This is a genomic window from Arthrobacter sp. Soil782 (genome assembly GCF_001428435.1).
GTDB classification, from domain to species: Bacteria; Actinomycetota; Actinomycetes; order Actinomycetales; family Micrococcaceae; genus Arthrobacter_D; species Arthrobacter_D parietis.
The window spans coordinates 291,814-311,247 of the sequence record NZ_LMSO01000001.1 but is presented as its reverse complement, the minus strand read 5'-3'; the positions used below and the strand labels follow the sequence as shown (position 1 = coordinate 311,247).

The following is a 19,434-nucleotide window of genomic DNA, read 5'->3' as shown; positions in this document are numbered from 1 at the left end:
GCCTCCGTGCCGGGGGTGTGGGCCTACCTGGTGGGGCTTGCCCTGCACTGCTTTTTATTGTGGTGTTACTACGCGTGGGTGACCCTCAAAAGAGAGGATTCAGCCCTGGCGCTGCTTGTGGCGCGGGTTTTCGCAGATTACGAGTACGTTGCCCTTGCGGCGAACCACCTGGCACTTATCGCAAATCCGCTTCACGCTCGGCTGGACCTTCATGGTTATCCTTTGCGTTCGTTCTTATTTGTAGCGGTAGACAATACGACCCCTGGTGAGGTCGTAAGGGCTAAGCTCCACTACCACCCGATCCTCGGGGAGGATTCGAATGTAGTGCTGACGCATCTTTCCCGAGATGTGGGCTAGAACAATGTGTCCGTTGGCCAGCTCAACGCGGAACATCGCGTTGGGCAGAGCCTCGTTCACAGTGCCTTCAATCTCAATGACACCGTCTTTCTTGGCCATATCCTCCGCTAACTTCTGTGCCGCCATTTGCTTGGGCGGTCGGTCTAGGGGTTTTGATTGCCTGACTCCCTCACCCGGGATCGCGAGATCCCGTTCCACCCGCAGCGGAGCGATCCGTTCGGAGGAAGGGCGCAAAAGGGCGCAAAAGTAGCGACAACCAACAAATAACTCTACGCTACGGCGTGCCAGAAGTTAAATCCGGCCGCTCTGTGGTGCGCGGTTCCAGCGAACCTCAGTCGAGCGGAGCGACGGTAACGCCCAGTTCCGCCAGCTTCGCGGCGCCGCCGTCAGCTGCGCTGAGAACCCAGATGCCGCCGTCGTGAACTGCCACAGTGTGTTCCCACTGGCAGGCGCGCTTGCCGTCAACAGTGACGACAGTCCAGTCATCGTCCAGGACCGCCGTTTCTACACGTCCCTGAACCAGCATGGGCTCGATCGCGAGGCACAGCCCCGGCTTGATCTTGGGGCCGCGGTGGCTGCTGCGGTAGTTCAGCACGTCCGGGGACTGGTGCATTTCCGTACCAATGCCGTGGCCCACATAGTCCTGCAGGATACCGAGTGCCGGGCCTTCCGCTGCCGAGACGTAGTCGTCGATGGCTGCGCCGATGTCCCCAACGTGCTTGCCGGTGGCCAGGGCAGCAATCCCCCGCCACATGGCTTCCTCAGTGACCCTGGACAGGTGCACGTCCTCCGGACGCGGCGTACCGACGATCACCGTGCGGGCGGAGTCCGAGTGCCAGCCGCGGACGATAGCGCCGCCGTCGATCGAGATGATGTCACCGTCCTGCAGCACGTACCCGCCGGGGATGCCGTGCACAACCTCATGGTTCACCGAGGTGCAGATGCTGTTGGGAAAGCCGTGATAGCCGAGGAAATTGGAGGTGGCGCCGGCGTCCTTGAGAACGCCGGCAAACACCTCGTCCAGCTCGAGGGTGGACACGCCTACCCGTGCGGCAGCGACCGCCTGGTCCAGGGCGTCGGAAAGCACGAGGCCCGCCGCCCGCATGGTCCGGATCTGATCTGCCGACTTGTACTCGACCCGCTGCTGGCGAAACATCGGGGTTACTGCGTTACTTTCAGAGCCGACATGACGCGCTCGGTGACTTCATCGATCGCGCCGATGCCATCAACGCGGGTCACGATGCCTCGTGCCTCGTACTGGGACACAACAGCCTCGGTCTGCTCGTGGTAGAGATCGAGGCGATGCCGGATGACAACGTCATTGTCATCGGTACGCCCGTCCAGGCGCGCCCGGCCCAGGAGCCGGCGGACCAGTTCCTCGTCATCCGCCGTGAGCTGCAGTACGACGTCGAGGGCCAGGTCATTCTGCTGGAGGATGTCATCCAGCTCGGTCACCTGGGCAGCGGTGCGGGGATAACCGTCCAGCAGGAAGCCTTCCTGGACATCGTCTTCAGTGAGACGGGCGCGGACCATGCTGTTGGTCACGCTGTCCGGAACGAAGTCTCCGGCGTCCATGTACTTCTTGGCTTCAACCCCGAGCGGCGTCTCGTTGCGGACATTCTCGCGGAAGATGTCTCCCGTGGAAATTGCCACCACTCCCAGCCGCTCTGAGATCCGCGCGGCCTGCGTGCCCTTGCCGGACCCGGGCGGTCCAATGATGAGCATCCGTGTCATCGCAATAACCCTTCGTAATGGCGCTGCTGCAGCTGCGCGTCAATTTGCTTCACCGTCTCGAGGCCAACGCCGACCATGATGAGGATCGAGACTCCACCGAACGGGAAGTTCTGGTTTGCATTGATGACCACGAGCGCGATCAACGGGATGAGCGCTACAAGACCGAGGTAGATGGCGCCCGGCAGGGTGATGCGGGACAGGACGTACTGGAGGTACTCAGCTGTAGGCCGCCCCGCCCGGATACCCGGGATGAAGCCGCCGTACTTCTTCATGTTCTCCGACACTTCCTCCGGATTGAACGTGATCGCCACGTAGAAGTACGTGAAGAACACGATCATCGCGAAGTACAGCGCCATGTAGAGAGGGTGATCACCCGAGGTCAGGTAAGTGGTGATCCAGTTGACCCACTCCGGCGGCGGTGTCTCGCCGTCCGTGGGGGTGTTGAACTGAGCGATCAGCGACGGCAGGTACAGCATCGACGATGCGAAGATCACGGGGATGACGCCCGCCATGTTGACCTTGATCGGGATGTAGGTGCTGCTGCCTCCCAGCGTGCGGCGGCCGATCATGCGCTTGGCATACTGCACCGGAATACGGCGCTGTGACTGCTCAACGAAGATCACCAGCATCACCACGACGATGCCGATCAACAGCACGCTGAGGAAGACGCTCCAGCCCTGCGTGCGCAGGATCTCACCCAGCGAGCTGGGGAAACCGGCAGCAATCGCGGTGAAGATCAGCAGCGACATGCCGTTTCCGACGCCGCGCTCGGTGATGAGCTCGCCCATCCACATGATGAGGCCCGTACCGGCGGTCAGCGTGATGATGAGCAGGATAATGGTGATCAGGCTGTCATCCGGGATGATCGGCACCGGACAGTTACCCAGCAATGCACCTGATCGTGCCAGCGACACCAGCGTCGTGGCGTTCAACAGCCCGAGGGCGATTGTCAGATAGCGCGTGTACTGGGTCAGCTGTGCCTGGCCCTGTGCGCCTTCCTGGTGCAGCTCCTGGAACCGTGGGATGACCACACGGAGCAGCTGAGTGATGATGCTGGCCGTGATGTAGGGCATGATCCCGAGAGCAAAGATGGACACCTGCAGCAGCGCACCGCCGCTGAAGAGGTTCACGAACTGGTAGAGGCCGCCCTCTGTGTTGCCGAGCTGCAAACACTGCTGCACGTTGCCGTAGTCAACACCGGGCGCCGGGATGAACGCACCCAAACGGAAAATGGTGATGATTCCCAGCGTGAACAACAGCTTGCGCCGCAAGTCTGGCGTCCGGAAAGCCCGGCCAATAGCGCTAAGCAAGCGTCCTCCTGAATAAGTCTTAGTGGCCCTTCACGGGCAATACACACCAACCGAGTCTAACGGGTGGAACCGGGCGCGAGAGAACCCGGGGAATCAATTGAGCCTGTTAACGAAACAAACTCCTGGCGGACCGGGGATCCCGGCCCACCAAGAGTCTAGTTGCTTCATGAGCTAGATCACAGCCGGCTCCCCTGCCGCCGTAGTCCTGATGTCCTAAGGACGAGCCGAACGACGGCGGCGGGGATCGATGCTGGGAACTAGAGCGCCGAGACGGATCCGCCTGCGGCGGTGATCTTCTCTGCAGCGCTGGCGGACACGGCATGAACCTTGACGTCCACCTTGACCGCGAGCTCGCCCGTTCCCAGCACCTTGACGAGCTGGTTCTTGCGCACTGCGCCCTTGGCGATCAGGCTGTCCACGGACACCTCGCCGCCTTGGGGGTACAGCTCGTTGAGCTTGTCCAGGTTCACTACCTGGTACTCAACGCGGAACGGGTTCTTGAACCCACGCAGCTTCGGCAGGCGCATGTGCAGCGGCAGCTGCCCACCCGCGAATCCTGCCTTGACCGAGTAGCGCGCCTTGGTACCCTTGGTGCCACGGCCTGCGGTCTTACCCTTGGAACCTTCACCGCGACCAACGCGGGTCTTTGCGGTTTTGGCTCCGGGGGCGGGACGAAGGTGGTGTACCTTCAGCGCGTGGACGCGGGGCGTGCTCGCAGCAGTTTCCTGAGCAGCAGCAGCCTTGGCAGCAGGCTTGCGGGCCGGCTTCTTCTCGGTGGATTCCTCCACCGTCTTCTTCTCTGCCATTACTTGGCCTCCTCAACCTTCACGAGGTGCGGAACCGTGTTGACCATGCCTACGGTCACTGCGTCAGCGTTGCGGACAACGGTGTGTCCGATCCGCTTCAGACCGAGTGAACGAAGGGTGTCGCGCTGGTTCTGCTTACCGCCAATGACGGACTTGATCTGGGTGATTTCCAGCTTCGCTGAGCTGACAACCACGCGCTTTGGTGTAATAGCAGTCATTACGCACCTGCCTTCTGATCCTGCATAGCGCGCAGCATCGACGTGGAAGCAACCTGATCGAGCGGCAGACCACGGCGCGCAGCCACTGCCTGCGGCTCTTCGAGCCTCTTCAGCGCGTCAACAGTTGCGTGAACAATGTTGATGGCGTTCGAGGAACCCAGGGACTTGGACAGGACATCGTGGATACCGACGCATTCCAGAACGGCGCGCACCGGACCACCGGCGATTACACCGGTACCGGGAGATGCGGGACGCAGGAGTACGACGCCGGCCGCTGCCTCACCCTGAACCAGGTGGGGAACGGTGCCGCCGATGCGGGGAACCTTGAAGAAGGACTTCTTGGCTTCCTCTACGCCCTTGGCGATAGCCGAGGGAACTTCCTTGGCCTTGCCGTAGCCGACACCGACCATGCCGTTGCCGTCGCCGACAACAACGAGTGCGGTGAAGCTGAATCGCCGGCCGCCCTTGACGACCTTCGATACGCGGTTGATCGACACGACGCGCTCAACGAACTTGTCTTTGTCGTCGCGACCACCGTCACGGCCGCCACGACCGCCGTCGCGACCGCCACGACCGCCGTCGCGTCCGCCACGCTCTCCACGGCGACCGCCACCGCCGCGGCGATCGTCAGTAGCTGACGCCGTCTCGGTGGAACCGGCCGCGGGAGCACTAGTCGCAGCCTCCTCAGCCTTTGCAGTATTCAATGAGGCTTCCTTTGCGTTGTTCTGCTCGGTCACAGTGCCAGCCCACCTTCACGTGCGCCGTCTGCGATTGCGGCAACCCGGCCGTGGTACTTGTTACCACCACGGTCGAATACGACTGCCTCAATGCCCGCAGCCTTTGCCCGCTCAGCAACGAGCTCGCCAACGCGCTTGGCCTTGGCGGTCTTGTCGCCGTCGAACGAACGCAGGTCCGCCTCGAGGGTCGAAGCCGATGCGACAGTCATGCCCTTGGTGTCGTCGACAACCTGCACGAAGATGTGACGGGCTGAACGGTTGACTACCAGACGGGGACGAACAGCCGTACCGGTGATGCGCTTGCGGACCCGAAGGTGGCGCCGCCCGCGCTGGGCGGACTTGCTCTTCGACGTGCGCTTCTTGTTGATGCTCAGTGTCATGGTTACTTACCAGCCTTTCCGACCTTGCGGCGAATAATTTCGCCCGCGTAGCGGATGCCCTTGCCCTTATAGGGATCCGGACGGCGCAGCTTGCGGATGTTCGCAGCAACTTCGCCGACCTGCTGCTTGTTGATGCCGGAGACGGACACCTTGGTGGGGCTGTCCACGGTGAGCGTGATGCCCTCCGGGGCCTTCACGGCCACGGGGTGGCTGTAGCCCAGTGCGAACTCCAGGTCTGAACCCTTGGCCTGCACACGGTAACCGGTGCCGACAATCTCAAGGTTCTTCTTGTAGCCCTCGGTCACTCCAACGATCATGTTGGAGATCAGGGTGCGGGTCAGGCCGTGCAGCGAACGCGCTTCGCGCTCGTCATTCGGGCGGGAGACGGTGATGGTGCTTTCCTCAAGCGATACCTGGATCGGGCTGGCTACAGAGTGGCTCAGCTCGCCCTTGGATCCCTTGACGGAAACAACACTGCCGTCAACCTTGACCTCAACGCCTGCGGGCACGGTGATGGGGAGACGTCCAATACGTGACATGTTTCTCTTTCCCTTTCCCGCTACCAGACGTAGGCGAGGACTTCCCCACCTACACCCTTCTTGGCTGCCTGGCGGTCTGTGAGCAGACCGGAGGACGTGGACAGGATGGCAATGCCCAGTCCGCCCAGTACGTGCGGCAGATTGGTGGACTTTGCGTAGACGCGCAGGCCCGGCTTGGAGATGCGCCGGATGCCCGCGATGGAGCGCTGACGGTCGGGACCGAACTTGAGGTCGATCGTGAGCTTCTTGCCCACCTCAGCCTCTTCTTCCTTCCAGCCGCCGATGTAACCTTCGGCCTTCAGGATGTCGGCAACGCGTGCCTTCAGCTTGCTGTATGGCATGGACACGGTGTCGTGGTATGCCGAGTTGGCGTTGCGGAGACGCGTAAGCATGTCTGCAACTGGATCTGTCATTGTCATTGGGCTCTAGCCCTTCCTCGGAACGGTTTCCGCTACTCCGGTGAGAACCAGCATCAGCTGGTCAGACCCCGGAACGGACCTGCAACGTAGTTGAATTAGTCTTCGGATTTGAACGGGAAGCCGAGCGCCTTGAGCAGGGCGCGGCCTTCGGCGTCAGTCTTGGCAGTGGTCACAACGGTGATGTCCATGCCGCGGACACGGTCAATCTTGTCCTGGTCGATCTCGTGGAACATTGACTGCTCCGTGAGACCGAAGGTGTAGTTGCCGTTGCCGTCGAACTGGCGCCCGTTGAGGCCGCGGAAGTCGCGGATACGGGGCAGTGCCAGTGAGACCAGGCGGTCGACGAATTCCCACATGCGATCTCCACGCAGAGTTGCGTGTGCACCGATCGGCATTCCTTCGCGGAGCTTGAACTGCGCGATGGACTTCCGTGCCTTGGTGACCTGCGGCTTCTGGCCGGTGATCTGGGTGAGGTCGCGGACCGCACCGTCGATGAGCTTGGAGTCCTTCGCGGCATCTCCAACACCCATGTTCACAACGACCTTGACCAGCCGGGGAACCTGGTTGACGTTGCTGTAGCTGAATTCCTCCAGCAGCGTCGACTTGATTTCCGATGCGTAGCGGGCCTTGAGGCGCGGGGTGATCTTTGTTTCTACGGCTTCAGCAGTCATTACAGATCCTTCCCTGATGCCTTGGCGACGCGGATGCGGACCGTGCGCTCACGGCCGTCCCGCTCCACGGTTTCGGTGCGGTAGCCGACTCGGGTGGGCTTCTTGCTCTCCGGGTCTACCACTGCGACGTTACTGATGTGGATGGAAGCCTCAACGGTCTCGATGCCACCGGTCTGGGTGCCGCGCTGCGTCTGCCCAGCCTTGGTGTGCTTCGTGATGCGGTTGATGCCTTCGACCAGTACACGGTTGCTCTCAGGGAATACCTTGAGGACCTTGCCTTGCTTGCCGCGGTCTCCGCCGCGCTCCTGCTTGGCACCGGTGATGACCTGAACGAGGTCACCCTTCTTGATCTTCAGCTTCGATCGGGTCTGAGCCATGACTACAGCACCTCCGGGGCCAGTGAAATGATCTTCATGAAGCGCTTGTCGCGGAGTTCGCGACCGACCGGACCGAAGATACGGGTACCACGGGGATCGCCGTCAGCCTTGAGGATCACGGCAGCGTTCTCGTCGAACTTGATGTAGGAACCATCCGCGCGGCGGCGTTCCTTCTTGGTGCGGACGATGACGGCCTTGACCACATCGCCCTTCTTGACGTTCCCACCAGGGATGGCGTCTTTGACGGTGGCGACGATGACGTCGCCAATTCCTGCGTAGCGACGTCCGGATCCACCGAGAACACGAATGGTAAGGATTTCCTTAGCACCGGTGTTGTCGGCGATCTTGAGTCGCGACTCTTGCTGAATCACTATCTACTCCTTGCGTCGCGCCGGTTCTCAGACCGAAATAATGCATACGGAATGAGCCTTGCGGAACGGTTGATCGGGGTGTCTCTGGACCCACCTGGATTTTGCCAGGGATGAGCCTAAACGCCCGTGCCCGAGGCATTTACCTCCCAGGCGCCGCAGCGCAGGGAAGTACTATGCCGGAGCACGATTGTTTACGAGGTTTCATGCTGACGCTCGAGGTGTGCAGACCAAATCTGCACGGAAGGCGCCATACAAACTCAATATCCTAGCACGTATTGAAACGCAAACAGTCCCCCGTTCCGCGAGGAACGAGGGACTGCCGTTGCCGACGAGTCGACAGTGCTTTCCTTTGCGGCCTTACTTGGCCTTTTCCAGGATCTCCACCAGGCGCCACCGCTTGGTAGCGGACAGCGGGCGGGTCTCGCTGATCAAAACCATATCGCCGATGCCGGCGCTGTTCTGCTCATCGTGGACCTTGACCTTGGAGCTGCGGCGCAGAACCTTGCCGTAGAGGGCGTGCTTCACACGATCCTCAACCTGCACGACAACCGTCTTGTCCATCTTGTCCGACACGACGTAGCCGCGGCGGGTCTTACGGTGACCGCGGGCGTCAGCCTCTACAGTGCCGTTCTTCTCTTCACTCATTTGGCATCCTCCTCAGAAGCCTGTGTTTCCACGGACTTTTCGTCCTTTGTGGAGGCAGCCTTGGAACCCTTCGATTTCTTGCCGGCCTTTTCAGTCTTCGCTTCTTCTACCGGGGCTACGACGTCGGGCCGCAATCCCAGCTCGCGCTCACGCAGCACGGTGTAGATGCGGGCGATATCCCGCTTCACCGAGCGCAGGCGGCCGTGGTTTTCAAGCTGACCGGTGGCTGACTGGAAGCGCAGGTTGAACAGCTCTTCCTTAGCCTTGGCGAGTTCCTCCACCAGACGGTCCTTATCGAACCCATCCAGCTGGTCGGTTGCCAGTTCCTTTGAACCGAGTGCCATGACTATTCACCACCCTCACGACGCACGATACGTGCCTTCAACGGCAGCTTATGGATCGCCAGGCGCAGGGCCTCGCGAGCTACCTCTTCATTGACACCGGAGAGTTCAAAGAGAACGCGCCCCGGCTTGACGTTGGCGACCCACCACTCAGGGGAACCCTTACCGGAACCCATACGGGTTTCAGCAGGCTTCTTGGTCAGCGGACGGTCAGGGTAGATGTTGATCCACACCTTTCCGCCACGCTTGATGTGACGGGTCATTGCGATACGCGCAGATTCGATCTGGCGGTTGGTGACGTATGCCGGGCTCAGAGCCTGGATACCCCACTCACCGAAGCTGACCTCAGTGCCGCCGGTAGCAGCGCCCGATCGACCGGGGTGGTGCTGCTTACGGAACTTCACTCGACGTGGGATAAGCATTTAAGCCTGTCCTCCTTCCGCTGCAGCAGCGGACTCAGCCGGTGCGGACTCGGCGGGAGCAGCGTTAGCTTCGCCCTGACCTGCACCGCGATCGGTATTACGACGACGACGGTCGCCTCCGCGATCTCCGCCGCGGTCAGCGCCGGCCGGGCCACGGCCCGGACGGTCTCCGCCACCACGGCCACGCGACGGTGCTGCCGCAGCCTGGGCTGCGAGCTCCTTGGCGGTGACGTCGCCCTTGTAGATCCAAACCTTCACGCCGATGCGGCCGAAGGTGGTCTTAGCTTCGAAGAAGCCGTAGTCGATGTTCGCGCGGAGGGTGTGCAGGGGCACACGGCCTTCGCGGTAGAACTCCGAACGGCTCATTTCCGCGCCGCCGAGGCGGCCGGAGCACTGTACGCGGATGCCCTTGGCACCGGCACGCTGCGCCGACTGCATTGCCTTCTTCATTGCGCGGCGGAAGGCCACACGTGAAGAGAGCTGCTCAGCTACGCCCTGGGCAACCAGCTGCGCCTCGATCTCGGGGTTCTTGACCTCGAGGATGTTCAGCTGAACCTGCTTGCCGGTGAGCTTCTCGAGCTCGCCGCGGATGCGATCCGCTTCGGCGCCGCGGCGGCCGATCACGATGCCCGGACGAGCCGTGTGGATATCCACACGAACGCGGTCGCGGGTGCGCTCGATCTCAACCTTGGCGATGCCGGCGCGGTCCATGCCCGTGGACATCAGCTGACGGATCTTGATGTCCTCGCGGACGAAGTCCTTGTAGCGCTGGCCCGGCTTGTTGCTGTCAGCAAACCAGTGTGACCGGTGGTCAGTGGTGATGCCGAGTCGGAACCCGTGCGGGTTTACTTTCTGTCCCACTTAGCGAGCCTCCACTTTCTCAGGGGTAGCGACTACCACAGTGACGTGGCTGGTCCGCTTCTTGATCTGAAATGCACGACCCTGAGCTCGCGGCTGGAACCGCTTCATGGTCGGGCCTTCATCAACAAACGCTTCGCTGATGATGAGGTCGCCTTCGTCAAACGCCACGCCGTCGCGGTCCGCGAGGACCCGTGCGTTGGCGATCGCCGACTGTACTACCTTGAAAACCGGCTCCGAAGCTGCCTGGGGGGCAAACTTCAGGATTGCCAGAGCCTCATTCGCTTGCTTACCACGAACAAGGTTGACGACGCGCCGGGCCTTCATAGGCGTTACGCGCAGATGACGCGCAATAGCCTTGGCTTCCATTGCTTTCCTTCTCTCGTCTTAGCCGTAGAAACAGGCGCCTTAGCGGCGCTTGCCCTTGCGGTCGTCCTTCACATGGCCGCGGAATGTCCGCGTGGGAGCGAATTCGCCGAGCTTGTGCCCGACCATCGACTCGGTGACAAACACCGGAATGTGCTTGCGCCCGTCATGCACGGCAATGGTGTGGCCGAGCATGTCCGGGATGATCATGGAACGGCGGGACCACGTCTTGATGACGTTCTTGGTGCCCTTCTCGTTCTCGCGGTCCACCTTGACGAACAGGTGCTGATCGACGAAGGGGCCTTTCTTCAGGCTGCGTGGCATGTTTCCAGGCTCCTATCGCTTGTTCTTGCCGGAACGACGGCGACGCACAATGAGCGAGTCGCTTTCTTTGTTGGGACGGCGGGTGCGGCCTTCGGCCTTACCGTTCGGGTTGACCGGGTGACGCCCACCGGAGGTCTTGCCCTCACCACCACCGTGCGGGTGATCGACAGGGTTCATCGCAACACCGCGGACGGTCGGGCGAACGCCCTTCCAGCGCATGCGGCCTGCCTTGCCCCAGTTGATGTTCGACTGCTCGGCATTGCCGACCTCGCCGATGGTCGCGCGGCAGCGCACATCAACGTTGCGGATTTCACCGGACGGCAGGCGAAGCTGCGCGAAGCGGCCTTCCTTGGCAACGAGCTGAACCGATGCCCCTGCGGAACGTGCCATCTTGGCACCGCCGCCGGGACGAAGCTCAACAGCGTGGATAACAGTACCCACGGGGATGTTGCGCATCGGCAGGTTGTTGCCTGGCTTGATGTCGGCGCCGGGGCCGGCCTCAACATTGTCACCCTGCTTCAGCTTGTTCGGCGCGATGATGTAGCGCTTCGTGCCGTCGATGTAGTGCAGGAGTGCAATGCGGGCGGTGCGGTTGGGATCGTATTCGATCTCAGCGACGCGCGCGTTGACACCGTCCTTGTCATGACGACGGAAGTCGATGAGACGGTACTGACGCTTGTGTCCACCACCCTTGTGACGGGTAGTGATCTTTCCGGAGTTGTTACGGCCGCCCTTTTTGGGGAGCGGACGCACCAGGGATTTCTCCGGCGTCGACCGTGTGATTTCTGCGAAGTCGGCAACGCTCGAGCCGCGACGGCCCGGGGTTGTCGGCTTGTATTTACGGATAGCCATTTTTCAGTTCCTCGTTAAAGTGGTCTCCGCTCAGCTGAGCGGACCGCCGAAGATGTCGATCGTGCCTTCTTTGAGGGTGACAATTGCGCGCTTGGTGTCCTTGCGCTGCCCCCATCCGAAGCGGGTGCGCTTACGCTTCCCTACACGGTTGATGGTGTTGATCGAGTCGACCTTGACGGAGAAAATCTTCTCCACGGCCAGCTTGATCTCGGTCTTGTTGGAGCGCGGGTCGACCAGGAAGGTGTACTTTCCTTCGTCGATCAGGCCGTAGCTCTTCTCCGACACGACGGGTGCAATGACGACGTCGCGAGGATCCTTGGTGATGGAGCCACTCACTTGGCGTCCTCCTCAGTTGTGATGTCGGCGTCAGCGGCCTGGGCCGTACCAACAAAGGTGTCGTAGGCAGCCTTCGTGAAGATCACGTCATCCGCTACGAGTACGTCGTAGGTGTTCAGCTGATCCACGTACAGCGTGTGGACCTCAACCAGGTTGCGCACAGACAGTGCGGCCTGATCATTTGAACGCTCAATGACAACGAGCAGGTTGGGACGCTCCGAGATGCCTCGCAGCGTAGCCATTGCGGCCTTGGTCGAGGGCTTCTCGCCGCCGGCCAGTGACTCGATGACGTGGATACGCCCGTTGCGTGCCCGGTCAGACAGGGCACCGCGCAGGGCGGCTGCCTTCATCTTCTTGGGTGTGCGCTGGCTGTAGTCACGCGGCGTGGGTCCGTGGACTACGCCACCACCGGTCATGTGCGGTGCGCGGATCGAGCCCTGGCGTGCACGGCCGGTGCCCTTCTGCTTGAACGGCTTGCGGCCGGCTCCGCTGACCTCGGCGCGTGTCTTGGTCTTGTGCGTGCCCTGGCGGGCGGCAGCAAGCTGGGCCACGACGACCTGGTGCAGCAGCGGAACGTTGGTCTGTGCGTCGAAGATCTCGGCGGGGAGATCGACTTTCAGAGTCTTGGTAGCCATGACTTATGCTCCCTTCACGGCGGTGCGTACGAGTACGACCTGTCCGCGGGCGCCGGGGACAGCGCCCTTGATCAGCAGCAGCGACTTCTCGACGTCCACAGCGTGAACGGTGAGGTTCAGCGTGGTCTGGCGAACGGCACCCATACGGCCTGCCATTTTCATACCCTTGAAGACGCGGCTGGGGGTGGAGGCGCCACCGATCGAGCCGGGCTTGCGGTGGTTCTTGTGCGCACCGTGCGAGGCTCCAACGCCGTGGAAGCCGTGACGCTTCATGACGCCCGCGAAGCCCTTGCCCTTGGTCTTGCCGATGACGTCGACCTGCTGGCCGGCTTCGAACAGCTCAACGGAAAGTTCCTGGCCGAGCGAGTAGGAATCGACATCGGATGTACGCAGCTCAACGACGTGGCGGCGAGGCGTGACGCCTGCCTTCTCGAAGTGACCTGCGAGCGGCTTGGTGACCTTGCGCGGATCGATCTGGCCGAAGCCGATCTGGACGGCGCTGTAGCCGTCAGCGGCGGCGGTGCGCAGCTGCGTGATGACGTTGGAATCAGCCTGCAGGACCGTCACCGGTACGAGGAGGTTGTTTTCATCCCAGACCTGGGTCATGCCGAGCTTGGTAGCCAACAGTCCCTTGACCTGGCGCGTAAGCGAAGTAGACATAGTTATCTTCTCTCCCTTACAGCTTGATCTCGATGTTCACGTCCGCGGGAAGGTCGAGGCGCATGAGCGAGTCGACGGCCTTGGGCGTGGGGTCAATGATGTCGATCAGACGCTTGTGCGTGCGCATTTCAAAGTGCTCGCGGCTGTCCTTGTACTTGTGCGGCGACCGGATAACGCAGTAAACGTTCTTTTCCGTGGGCAGCGGCACGGGGCCTACTACCGTTGCGCCTGCGCGCGTCACCGTCTCAACGATCTTCCGAGCTGAAACGTCAATGACCTCGTGGTCATACGACTTCAGCCGGATGCGGATCTTTTGTCCCGCCATGGCGTCTCGACTCTCTCTCTTCATGTAGAGCGCCACCGTGCGGTGACGTTCCTGGCTACGTACAGTGCGCCTGTTGTTGTGGCGCTCCTCCAGCAGGCTGAATCCGGATACTTCCGGGTTCCTCACCCTGCCGAGGCTCCGACCCCCGCGCTCGGGCGTGTCGCGTATCTTCTGCAAAAGAATGCGAAGAATCCCGCGTCGAGCTTGTCGATTGGGGTGGGTTATATTTGGGCCAGCTTCCGCGGCGGATGCGACCCTGCGCCAGGCATTATCCTGACCGGGACTACAACTCAAACCGCGCGCACAGGCGCTTGAACAACTCATTTAGTCTGCCAGATTATGCAGCACATTGCGAATCCGGCCCTGTGTCAGCTTGCCCACACGCCGTCCGGGTGCTAGCGGGAACGCACGCCCTCGCGCCTCAGGGCAAGCTTGGCCAACCGCTCAAGGTCCGCTGGGTCACCTTCACGCCAGGCGCGGACTGGGTCAACGGACACCTTCTGAAGCTGGGAGGGCTTCGCAAGGACCAGTGCCCGCAGCGCAAGGAGCTCCATCCCCCCGGCCTCGCGACTCAAACGCCGCGTCCGTGTTGACCGTACAACAAACTGCACCCGGGGAACCAGCCAGAGCGGAATGAGGACCAGAACCGGGAGCAGGAAGATAGCCCACCCCACGACGGCCGCGGCCTGCGCAACCGAGTTCTGCTGGTCCTGGCCGGCATTGACGAAAAACGCGCCGGCTTCCGCAGCGCTCAGGAAAGGCGCGCTTGCCTGGTCCCCGATGAGAGGCACTCCCCCGATGCGCTCCGCAGCATCACTCATCGACGAGTGGAAACCGCTCCCGGCATCTTCCATGCCGCGCCCGAACACAGCGAGCCCCGAGACAGCTTCGAAAGTTGCGCGCGAGAAAAGCCAGGCGACGACGACGACAGCTATGGCACATAGATCAGTTAGGACCTGCCAACCGCGCTGCAGGGGCACGCTCGAGTAAATTTGCACCGGATAACTCTACGGCAGAAAGACGAAAGGCCCCGCTGCGTAACGCAGCGGGGCCTTTCCAGGTAGTTCAGGAACTACTTGTTGATCTTGGTAACGCGACCTGATCCAACGGTGCGGCCGCCTTCGCGGATAGCGAAGCCGAGGCCTTCTTCCATGGCGATGGGCTGGATGAGCGCAACGGTCATCTCAGTGTTGTCGCCAGGCATGACCATCTCGGTGCCCTCGGGGAGCGTGATGACACCGGTTACGTCAGTGGTACGGAAGTAGAACTGCGGACGGTAGTTGGAGTAGAACGGGTTGTGACGACCGCCCTCGTCCTTGGCCAGGATGTAGACGTTGGCCTCGAAATCGGTGTGCGGGGTGATCGAACCCGGCTTGACGATAACCTGGCCACGCTCTACGTCTTCGCGCTTGATACCGCGAAGCAGCAGACCACAGTTCTCGCCGGCCCAGGCCTCGTCGAGCTGCTTGTGGAACATCTCGATACCGGTAACCGTGGTCTTCTGAACCGGACGGATTCCGACGATCTCGATTTCCGAGTTGATCTTCAGGGTTCCACGCTCGGCGCGGCCCGTGACAACGGTTCCACGACCGGTGATGGTGAAAACATCCTCAACCGGCATCAGGAACGGCTTGTCCTTGTCGCGGACGGGGTCCGGAACGCTGTTGTCCACAGCATCCATCAGGTCCTCGACGGACTTGACCCACTCGGGGTCCCCTTCGAGAGCCTTCAGGCCGGAAACGCGCACCACAGGTGCATCGTCGCCGTCGAAGCCCTGCGCGCTGAGCAGCTCGCGAACTTCCATCTCCACGAGGTCGAGCAGTTCCTCATCCTCCACCATGTCGGACTTGTTCAGCGCGACCAGCAGGTAGGGAACACCAACCTGGCGGGCAAGCAGAACGTGCTCGCGGGTCTGGGCCATCGGGCCGTCGGTCGCAGCAACCACGAGGATTGCTCCGTCCATCTGCGCGGCACCGGTGATCATGTTCTTGATGTAGTCAGCGTGGCCGGGAGCGTCTACGTGTGCATAGTGGCGCTTCTCGGTCTGGTACTCAACATGCGAGATGTTGATGGTGATGCCGCGCTGCTTCTCCTCGGGAGCCGAGTCGATGGACGCGAAGTCCCGTGCCTCGTTGAGGTTGGGGTACTTGTCATACAGCACCTTCGAAATGGCAGCCGTCAACGTGGTCTTTCCATGGTCAACGTGACCAATGGTGCCGATGTTAACGTGCGGCTTAGTCCGCTCGAACTTTGCCTTCGCCACGGGTTCCTCCTAGAACGTTTTTAGAAGACTTACTCCCCAGCCACGCTTTTCGCGGCTGAAACTCATGCAAGTCTACTGGGGGCTTTTATTTTGGTGAAATTACTGTCCGGACGAGCCGGGATTACTCTCCGCGAGTCTTCTGGATGATCTCGTCGGCTACTGCCTTCGGGACCTCCGAGTAGCTGTCGAACTGCATTGAGTAGACAGCGCGGCCCTGGGTCTTCGAACGCAGGTCGCCGATGTACCCGAACATGCCGGACAGCGGCACATGCGCCTTGATGACCTTGACACCGCTTGCGTCCTCCATGGACTGCATCTGGCCGCGGCGGGAGTTGAGGTCGCCGATCACATCACCCATGTATTCCTCAGGCGTGCGGACTTCCACCTCCATCAGCGGTTCGAGCAGCACGGGCTTTGCCATGCGGGCAGCTTCCTTGAACGCCATGCGACCGGCGATCTTGAAGGCCATTTCGGAGGAGTCAACATCATGGTATGCGCCGTCAAGCAGCGTTGCCTTGATACCGACCACCGGGTAGCCAGCCAGGATGCCGTCGTTGAGCGCGTCCTGGATGCCGGCGTCGACACTCGGGATGTACTCGCGCGGAACGCGGCCACCGGTGACCTTGTTCTCGAAGGCATACATCTCGCCCTCGGACGTGTCCATCGGCTCGATCCTGATCTGGATCTTCGCGAACTGTCCCGATCCACCCGTCTGCTTCTTGTGGGTGTAATCATGCTTCTGCACAGTGCCGCGAATGGTTTCACGGTACGCGACCTGCGGCTTGCCGACATTGGCCTCGACCTTGAACTCACGGCGCATACGGTCCACCAGGATGTCCAGGTGAAGCTCGCCCATGCCGGCGATGATGGTCTGGCCAGTGTCCTCGTTGAGGGACACCTGGAAGGTGGGATCCTCAGCCGAAAGCTTCTGGATAGCAGTGGAAAGCTTCTCCTGGTCGCCCTTGGTCTTCGGCTCGATCGCAACCGAGATGACCGGCTCCGGGAAGCTCATCGACTCGAGGACGATCTGGTTGGCCGAATCAGACAGGGTGTCGCCGGTAGTGGTGTCCTTCAGTCCGATTGCCGCGTAGATGTGACCAGCGAAGGCTTCGTCAACAGGAATTTCCTTGTTGGCGTGCATCTGGAACAGCTTTCCGATGCGCTCCTTCTTACCCTTGGTCGAGTTCACAACCTGCGTGCCGGCCGTGACATGCCCTGAGTACACCCGGACGAACGTCAGTTGACCGAAGAACGGGTGGGTTGCAACCTTGAATGCCAGCGCCGAGAAGGGTTCCTCGGTGCTCGGCTGGCGCGTCAGCGCGGTCTCCTCATCGCGGGGATCGTGCCCGACCATGGGAGGCACATCCAGCGGGGAAGGCAGGTAGTCGATGACGGCGTCGAGCATCGGCTGAACTCCGCGATTCTTGAAGGCAGAGCCGCACAGTACCGGGTAGATCTCCGAGTTGATGGTCAACTTACGGATACCGGCCTTCAGCTCCTCGATGGTGGGCTCTTCGCCCTCGAGGTACTTGTTCATCAGCTCGTCGGAAGACTCGGCAACGGCCTCGACCAGGGCTGCGCGGTATTCCTCAGCCTTGGCCTGGAGGTCAGCCGGGATCTCCTGGATCTCATACTTGGCGCCCATGGTCACGTCACCCTTGGAGTCACCGGGCCAGACAAGTGCACGCATGTACAGCAGGTCGACAACGCCGATGAAGTCATTCTCGGCGCCGATCGGCAGCTGCATGACGAGCGGCTTCGCGCCCAGGCGGCTGATGATGGTGTCCACGGTGAAGTAGAAGTCAGCGCCCAGCTTGTCCATCTTGTTGACGAAGCAGATGCGGGGCACTTCATACTTGTCCGCCTGGCGCCAGACGGTTTCGGACTGGGGCTCTACGCCCTCCTTGCCGTCAAACACAGCCACTGCGCCGTCGAGGACGCGCAGGGAGCGCTCAACCTCAACGGTGAAGTCAACGTGACCGGGGGTGTCAATGATGTTGATCTGATTCTGTTCCCAGAAGCAGGTCACCGCGGCACTGGTGATGGTGATGCCGCGCTCTTTTTCCTGTTCCATCCAGTCGGTCGTTGAAGCGCCGTCGTGCGTTTCGCCGATCTTGTGGTTGACACCCGTGTAGAACAGGATGCGCTCGGTAGTAGTGGTCTTGCCGGCATCAATGTGGGCCATGATGCCGATATTGCGGACCTTGTTGAGGTCAGTAAGCACGTCCTGTGCCACGGTGTCTCCCTTATCTAAGGTGGAGTTCTGCTGGACCGCCGGTCCCCCGCACCGCCGGAGCGGTAGCAAGGACCGGCAGCGCGATTACCAGCGGTAGTGAGCGAAGGCCTTGTTGGACTCGGCCATCTTGTGCGTGTCTTCGCGGCGCTTCACAGCGGCACCCAGACCGTTTGAAGCGTCGAGGATCTCGTTCTGGAGACGCTCGGTCATGGTCTTCTCGCGGCGGGCCTTCGAGTAGCCAACCAGCCAGCGGAGGGCCAGGGCGGTGGAGCGGCCCGGCTTGACCTCCACGGGAACCTGGTACGTGGCTCCACCGACACGGCGGGAGCGAACTTCAAGGCTTGGCTTGACGTTCTCCATGGCCTTCTTGAGAGCTGCCACGGGATCGCCGCCGGACTTGGCACGGGCACCTTCGAGTGCGCCGTAGACGATGCGCTCGGCGGTGGACTTCTTGCCGTCAACGAGCACCTTGTTGATCAACTGCGTGACCAGGGGGGATCCGTAAACGGGATCTACAACGAGCGGCCGCTTGGGGGCCGGGCCCTTACGAGGCATATTACTTCTTCTCCATCTTTGCGCCGTAGCGGCTGCGAGCCTGCTTGCGGTTCTTCACGCCCTGGGTATCCAGTGCGCCACGGACAATCTTGTAACGCACACCGGGGAGGTCCTTCACACGACCGCCGCGCACGAGCACGATGGAGTGCTCCTGGAGGTTGTGGCCGACACCCGGGATGTAGGCGGTTACTTCGATGCCGCCGTTGAGGCGAACACGTGCGACCTTCCGCAGAGCCGAGTTCGGCTTCTTCGGGGTGGTGGTGTAGACACGGGTGCAGACACCGCGCTTCATGGGGCTGCCCTGCAGTGCGGGCGCCTTGGTCTTGGAGACCTTAGGTGACCGGCCCTTACGGACCAGCTGGTTAATGGTAGGCACTTCTCAGTTCTCCGTATGTTGTCTCGAGATCAGATCTCTGCTGACTCCGCATCGCACCGCCGGCGCGCGGCCGGTTGGCGAATCAGAGCTTGTCAGTCGTTTGGCGTGCCTACGCGAGATAAGAGTAAAACGACCGTAGGCGTGCAAAAATGTGGCATTCGTTGTACAAGTTCCCTACAACACGGAGATACGTCGAAGACTCAAGCCGAAGACGCCGATCCACTGCCACACAAACAATTCCCGACAAGTCTAACAGATTGGGCGCCGTGACTGGAACGGCATGGTAAAGGGGCCCGGACTGCAGCGGAATCTGCTGTCCGG

30 protein-coding genes are annotated in these 19,434 nt (G+C 61.3%); all 30 read right to left on the bottom strand.

What is annotated here, in order from left to right:
- Positions 1–99: 99 nt before the first annotated feature.
- The 30 genes from rpmJ to rpsL all read right to left on the bottom strand — a co-directional run bounded on the left by rpmJ (position 100) and on the right by rpsL (position 19,113).
- Positions 100–213, bottom strand: coding sequence for a 50S ribosomal protein L36 (gene rpmJ / locus ASH00_RS01530; protein WP_024475611.1), 114 nt, complete (start codon positions 211–213; stop codon positions 100–102).
- Between the two features lie 21 nt (positions 214–234).
- Positions 235–456, bottom strand: coding sequence for a translation initiation factor IF-1 (gene infA, locus ASH00_RS01525; protein WP_019481515.1), 222 nt, complete (start codon positions 454–456; stop codon positions 235–237).
- Between the two features lie 232 nt (positions 457–688).
- A complete protein-coding gene (gene map, locus ASH00_RS01520) occupies positions 689–1,513 on the bottom strand; it encodes a type I methionyl aminopeptidase (protein WP_056544062.1) in 825 nt (274 codons plus the stop codon).
- A 5-nt stretch (positions 1,514–1,518) separates the two neighbouring features.
- On the bottom strand, positions 1,519–2,091 hold the full coding sequence (locus ASH00_RS01515; protein ID WP_056544060.1) for an adenylate kinase: 573 nt from the start codon (positions 2,089–2,091) through the stop codon (positions 1,519–1,521).
- Positions 2,088–3,401 (bottom strand): preprotein translocase subunit SecY, encoded by a 1,314-nt coding sequence (secY, locus tag ASH00_RS01510; RefSeq protein ID WP_056544058.1) that lies wholly within the window; start codon positions 3,399–3,401, stop codon positions 2,088–2,090. Before secY ends, ASH00_RS01515 begins: the two co-directional genes overlap by 4 nt.
- Positions 3,402–3,658: 257 nt before the next feature.
- A complete protein-coding gene (gene rplO / locus ASH00_RS01505; RefSeq protein WP_082565823.1) occupies positions 3,659–4,207 on the bottom strand; it encodes a 50S ribosomal protein L15 in 549 nt (182 codons plus the stop codon).
- Entirely contained in the window at positions 4,207–4,425 is a 219-nt protein-coding gene (rpmD, locus tag ASH00_RS01500; RefSeq protein ID WP_056544055.1) for a 50S ribosomal protein L30, read from the bottom strand. Before rpmD ends, rplO begins: the two co-directional genes overlap by 1 nt.
- The gene (rpsE, locus tag ASH00_RS01495; RefSeq protein ID WP_056544052.1) at positions 4,425–5,162 is read right to left on the bottom strand and encodes a 30S ribosomal protein S5; all 738 of its coding nucleotides are present in this window, start codon (positions 5,160–5,162) and stop codon (positions 4,425–4,427) included. Before rpsE ends, rpmD begins: the two co-directional genes overlap by 1 nt.
- Positions 5,159–5,542, bottom strand: coding sequence for a 50S ribosomal protein L18 (gene rplR / locus ASH00_RS01490; protein ID WP_056544049.1), 384 nt, complete (start codon positions 5,540–5,542; stop codon positions 5,159–5,161). The genes rpsE and rplR overlap by 4 nt, the downstream gene beginning before the upstream one ends.
- Positions 5,543–5,544: 2 nt before the next feature.
- Positions 5,545–6,081, bottom strand: coding sequence for a 50S ribosomal protein L6 (rplF, locus tag ASH00_RS01485; RefSeq protein WP_056544046.1), 537 nt, complete (start codon positions 6,079–6,081; stop codon positions 5,545–5,547).
- Between the two features lie 20 nt (positions 6,082–6,101).
- Complete coding sequence (gene rpsH, locus ASH00_RS01480) at positions 6,102–6,500, bottom strand: 30S ribosomal protein S8 (RefSeq protein ID WP_056544043.1); 399 nt, start codon at positions 6,498–6,500, stop codon at positions 6,102–6,104.
- A 95-nt stretch (positions 6,501–6,595) separates the two neighbouring features.
- Positions 6,596–7,171 (bottom strand): 50S ribosomal protein L5, encoded by a 576-nt coding sequence (gene rplE, locus ASH00_RS01475; protein ID WP_056544039.1) that lies wholly within the window; start codon positions 7,169–7,171, stop codon positions 6,596–6,598.
- Positions 7,171–7,548, bottom strand: a complete 378-nt coding sequence (rplX, locus tag ASH00_RS01470; protein WP_056544036.1) for a 50S ribosomal protein L24 — start codon at positions 7,546–7,548, stop codon at positions 7,171–7,173. The genes rplE and rplX overlap by 1 nt, the downstream gene beginning before the upstream one ends.
- Before the next feature lie 2 nt (positions 7,549–7,550).
- Positions 7,551–7,919, bottom strand: coding sequence for a 50S ribosomal protein L14 (rplN, locus tag ASH00_RS01465; RefSeq protein ID WP_056544033.1), 369 nt, complete (start codon positions 7,917–7,919; stop codon positions 7,551–7,553).
- 357 nt (positions 7,920–8,276) lie between these two features.
- The gene (gene rpsQ, locus ASH00_RS01460) at positions 8,277–8,564 is read right to left on the bottom strand and encodes a 30S ribosomal protein S17 (protein WP_056544030.1); all 288 of its coding nucleotides are present in this window, start codon (positions 8,562–8,564) and stop codon (positions 8,277–8,279) included.
- A complete protein-coding gene (gene rpmC, locus ASH00_RS17135) occupies positions 8,561–8,908 on the bottom strand; it encodes a 50S ribosomal protein L29 (RefSeq protein ID WP_056544026.1) in 348 nt (115 codons plus the stop codon). Before rpmC ends, rpsQ begins: the two co-directional genes overlap by 4 nt.
- Before the next feature lie 2 nt (positions 8,909–8,910).
- Positions 8,911–9,327 carry a 50S ribosomal protein L16 gene (rplP, locus tag ASH00_RS01450; RefSeq protein WP_056544024.1) on the bottom strand — a complete coding sequence of 139 codons (417 nt, stop codon included), beginning with the start codon at positions 9,325–9,327 and terminating at the stop codon, positions 8,911–8,913.
- Positions 9,328–10,188 (bottom strand): 30S ribosomal protein S3, encoded by an 861-nt coding sequence (rpsC, locus tag ASH00_RS01445; RefSeq protein ID WP_056544021.1) that lies wholly within the window; start codon positions 10,186–10,188, stop codon positions 9,328–9,330.
- On the bottom strand, positions 10,189–10,554 hold the full coding sequence (rplV, locus tag ASH00_RS01440; protein ID WP_056544018.1) for a 50S ribosomal protein L22: 366 nt from the start codon (positions 10,552–10,554) through the stop codon (positions 10,189–10,191).
- A gap of 39 nt (positions 10,555–10,593) precedes the next feature.
- A complete protein-coding gene (gene rpsS, locus ASH00_RS01435; RefSeq protein ID WP_011692805.1) occupies positions 10,594–10,875 on the bottom strand; it encodes a 30S ribosomal protein S19 in 282 nt (93 codons plus the stop codon).
- 12 nt (positions 10,876–10,887) lie between these two features.
- Positions 10,888–11,727 carry a 50S ribosomal protein L2 gene (gene rplB / locus ASH00_RS01430; RefSeq protein ID WP_056544015.1) on the bottom strand — a complete coding sequence of 280 codons (840 nt, stop codon included), beginning with the start codon at positions 11,725–11,727 and terminating at the stop codon, positions 10,888–10,890.
- Positions 11,728–11,757: 30 nt separating this feature from the next.
- Positions 11,758–12,063: a 50S ribosomal protein L23 gene (gene rplW / locus ASH00_RS01425; protein ID WP_056544012.1), complete on the bottom strand. Its 306-nt coding sequence runs from the start codon at positions 12,061–12,063 to the stop codon at positions 11,758–11,760.
- Positions 12,060–12,698 (bottom strand): 50S ribosomal protein L4, encoded by a 639-nt coding sequence (rplD, locus tag ASH00_RS01420; protein WP_056544009.1) that lies wholly within the window; start codon positions 12,696–12,698, stop codon positions 12,060–12,062. The genes rplW and rplD overlap by 4 nt, the downstream gene beginning before the upstream one ends.
- Positions 12,699–12,701: 3 nt before the next feature.
- Complete coding sequence (rplC, locus tag ASH00_RS01415; protein ID WP_056544007.1) at positions 12,702–13,358, bottom strand: 50S ribosomal protein L3; 657 nt, start codon at positions 13,356–13,358, stop codon at positions 12,702–12,704.
- 16 nt (positions 13,359–13,374) lie between these two features.
- Positions 13,375–13,683: a 30S ribosomal protein S10 gene (gene rpsJ / locus ASH00_RS01410; RefSeq protein ID WP_003803825.1), complete on the bottom strand. Its 309-nt coding sequence runs from the start codon at positions 13,681–13,683 to the stop codon at positions 13,375–13,377.
- A 395-nt stretch (positions 13,684–14,078) separates the two neighbouring features.
- The gene (locus ASH00_RS01405; protein ID WP_157358958.1) at positions 14,079–14,681 is read right to left on the bottom strand and encodes a hypothetical protein; all 603 of its coding nucleotides are present in this window, start codon (positions 14,679–14,681) and stop codon (positions 14,079–14,081) included.
- Positions 14,682–14,755: 74 nt separating this feature from the next.
- Positions 14,756–15,946 (bottom strand): elongation factor Tu, encoded by a 1,191-nt coding sequence (tuf, locus tag ASH00_RS01400; RefSeq protein WP_056544003.1) that lies wholly within the window; start codon positions 15,944–15,946, stop codon positions 14,756–14,758.
- Between the two features lie 121 nt (positions 15,947–16,067).
- Positions 16,068–18,182 carry an elongation factor G gene (gene fusA / locus ASH00_RS01395; RefSeq protein WP_056543999.1) on the bottom strand — a complete coding sequence of 705 codons (2,115 nt, stop codon included), beginning with the start codon at positions 18,180–18,182 and terminating at the stop codon, positions 16,068–16,070.
- 84 nt (positions 18,183–18,266) lie between these two features.
- Entirely contained in the window at positions 18,267–18,737 is a 471-nt protein-coding gene (rpsG, locus tag ASH00_RS01390) for a 30S ribosomal protein S7 (RefSeq protein WP_056543994.1), read from the bottom strand.
- 1 nt (position 18,738) lies between these two features.
- Positions 18,739–19,113: a 30S ribosomal protein S12 gene (gene rpsL / locus ASH00_RS01385; RefSeq protein WP_026531947.1), complete on the bottom strand. Its 375-nt coding sequence runs from the start codon at positions 19,111–19,113 to the stop codon at positions 18,739–18,741.
- Between the last annotated feature and the right edge of the window lie 321 nt (positions 19,114–19,434).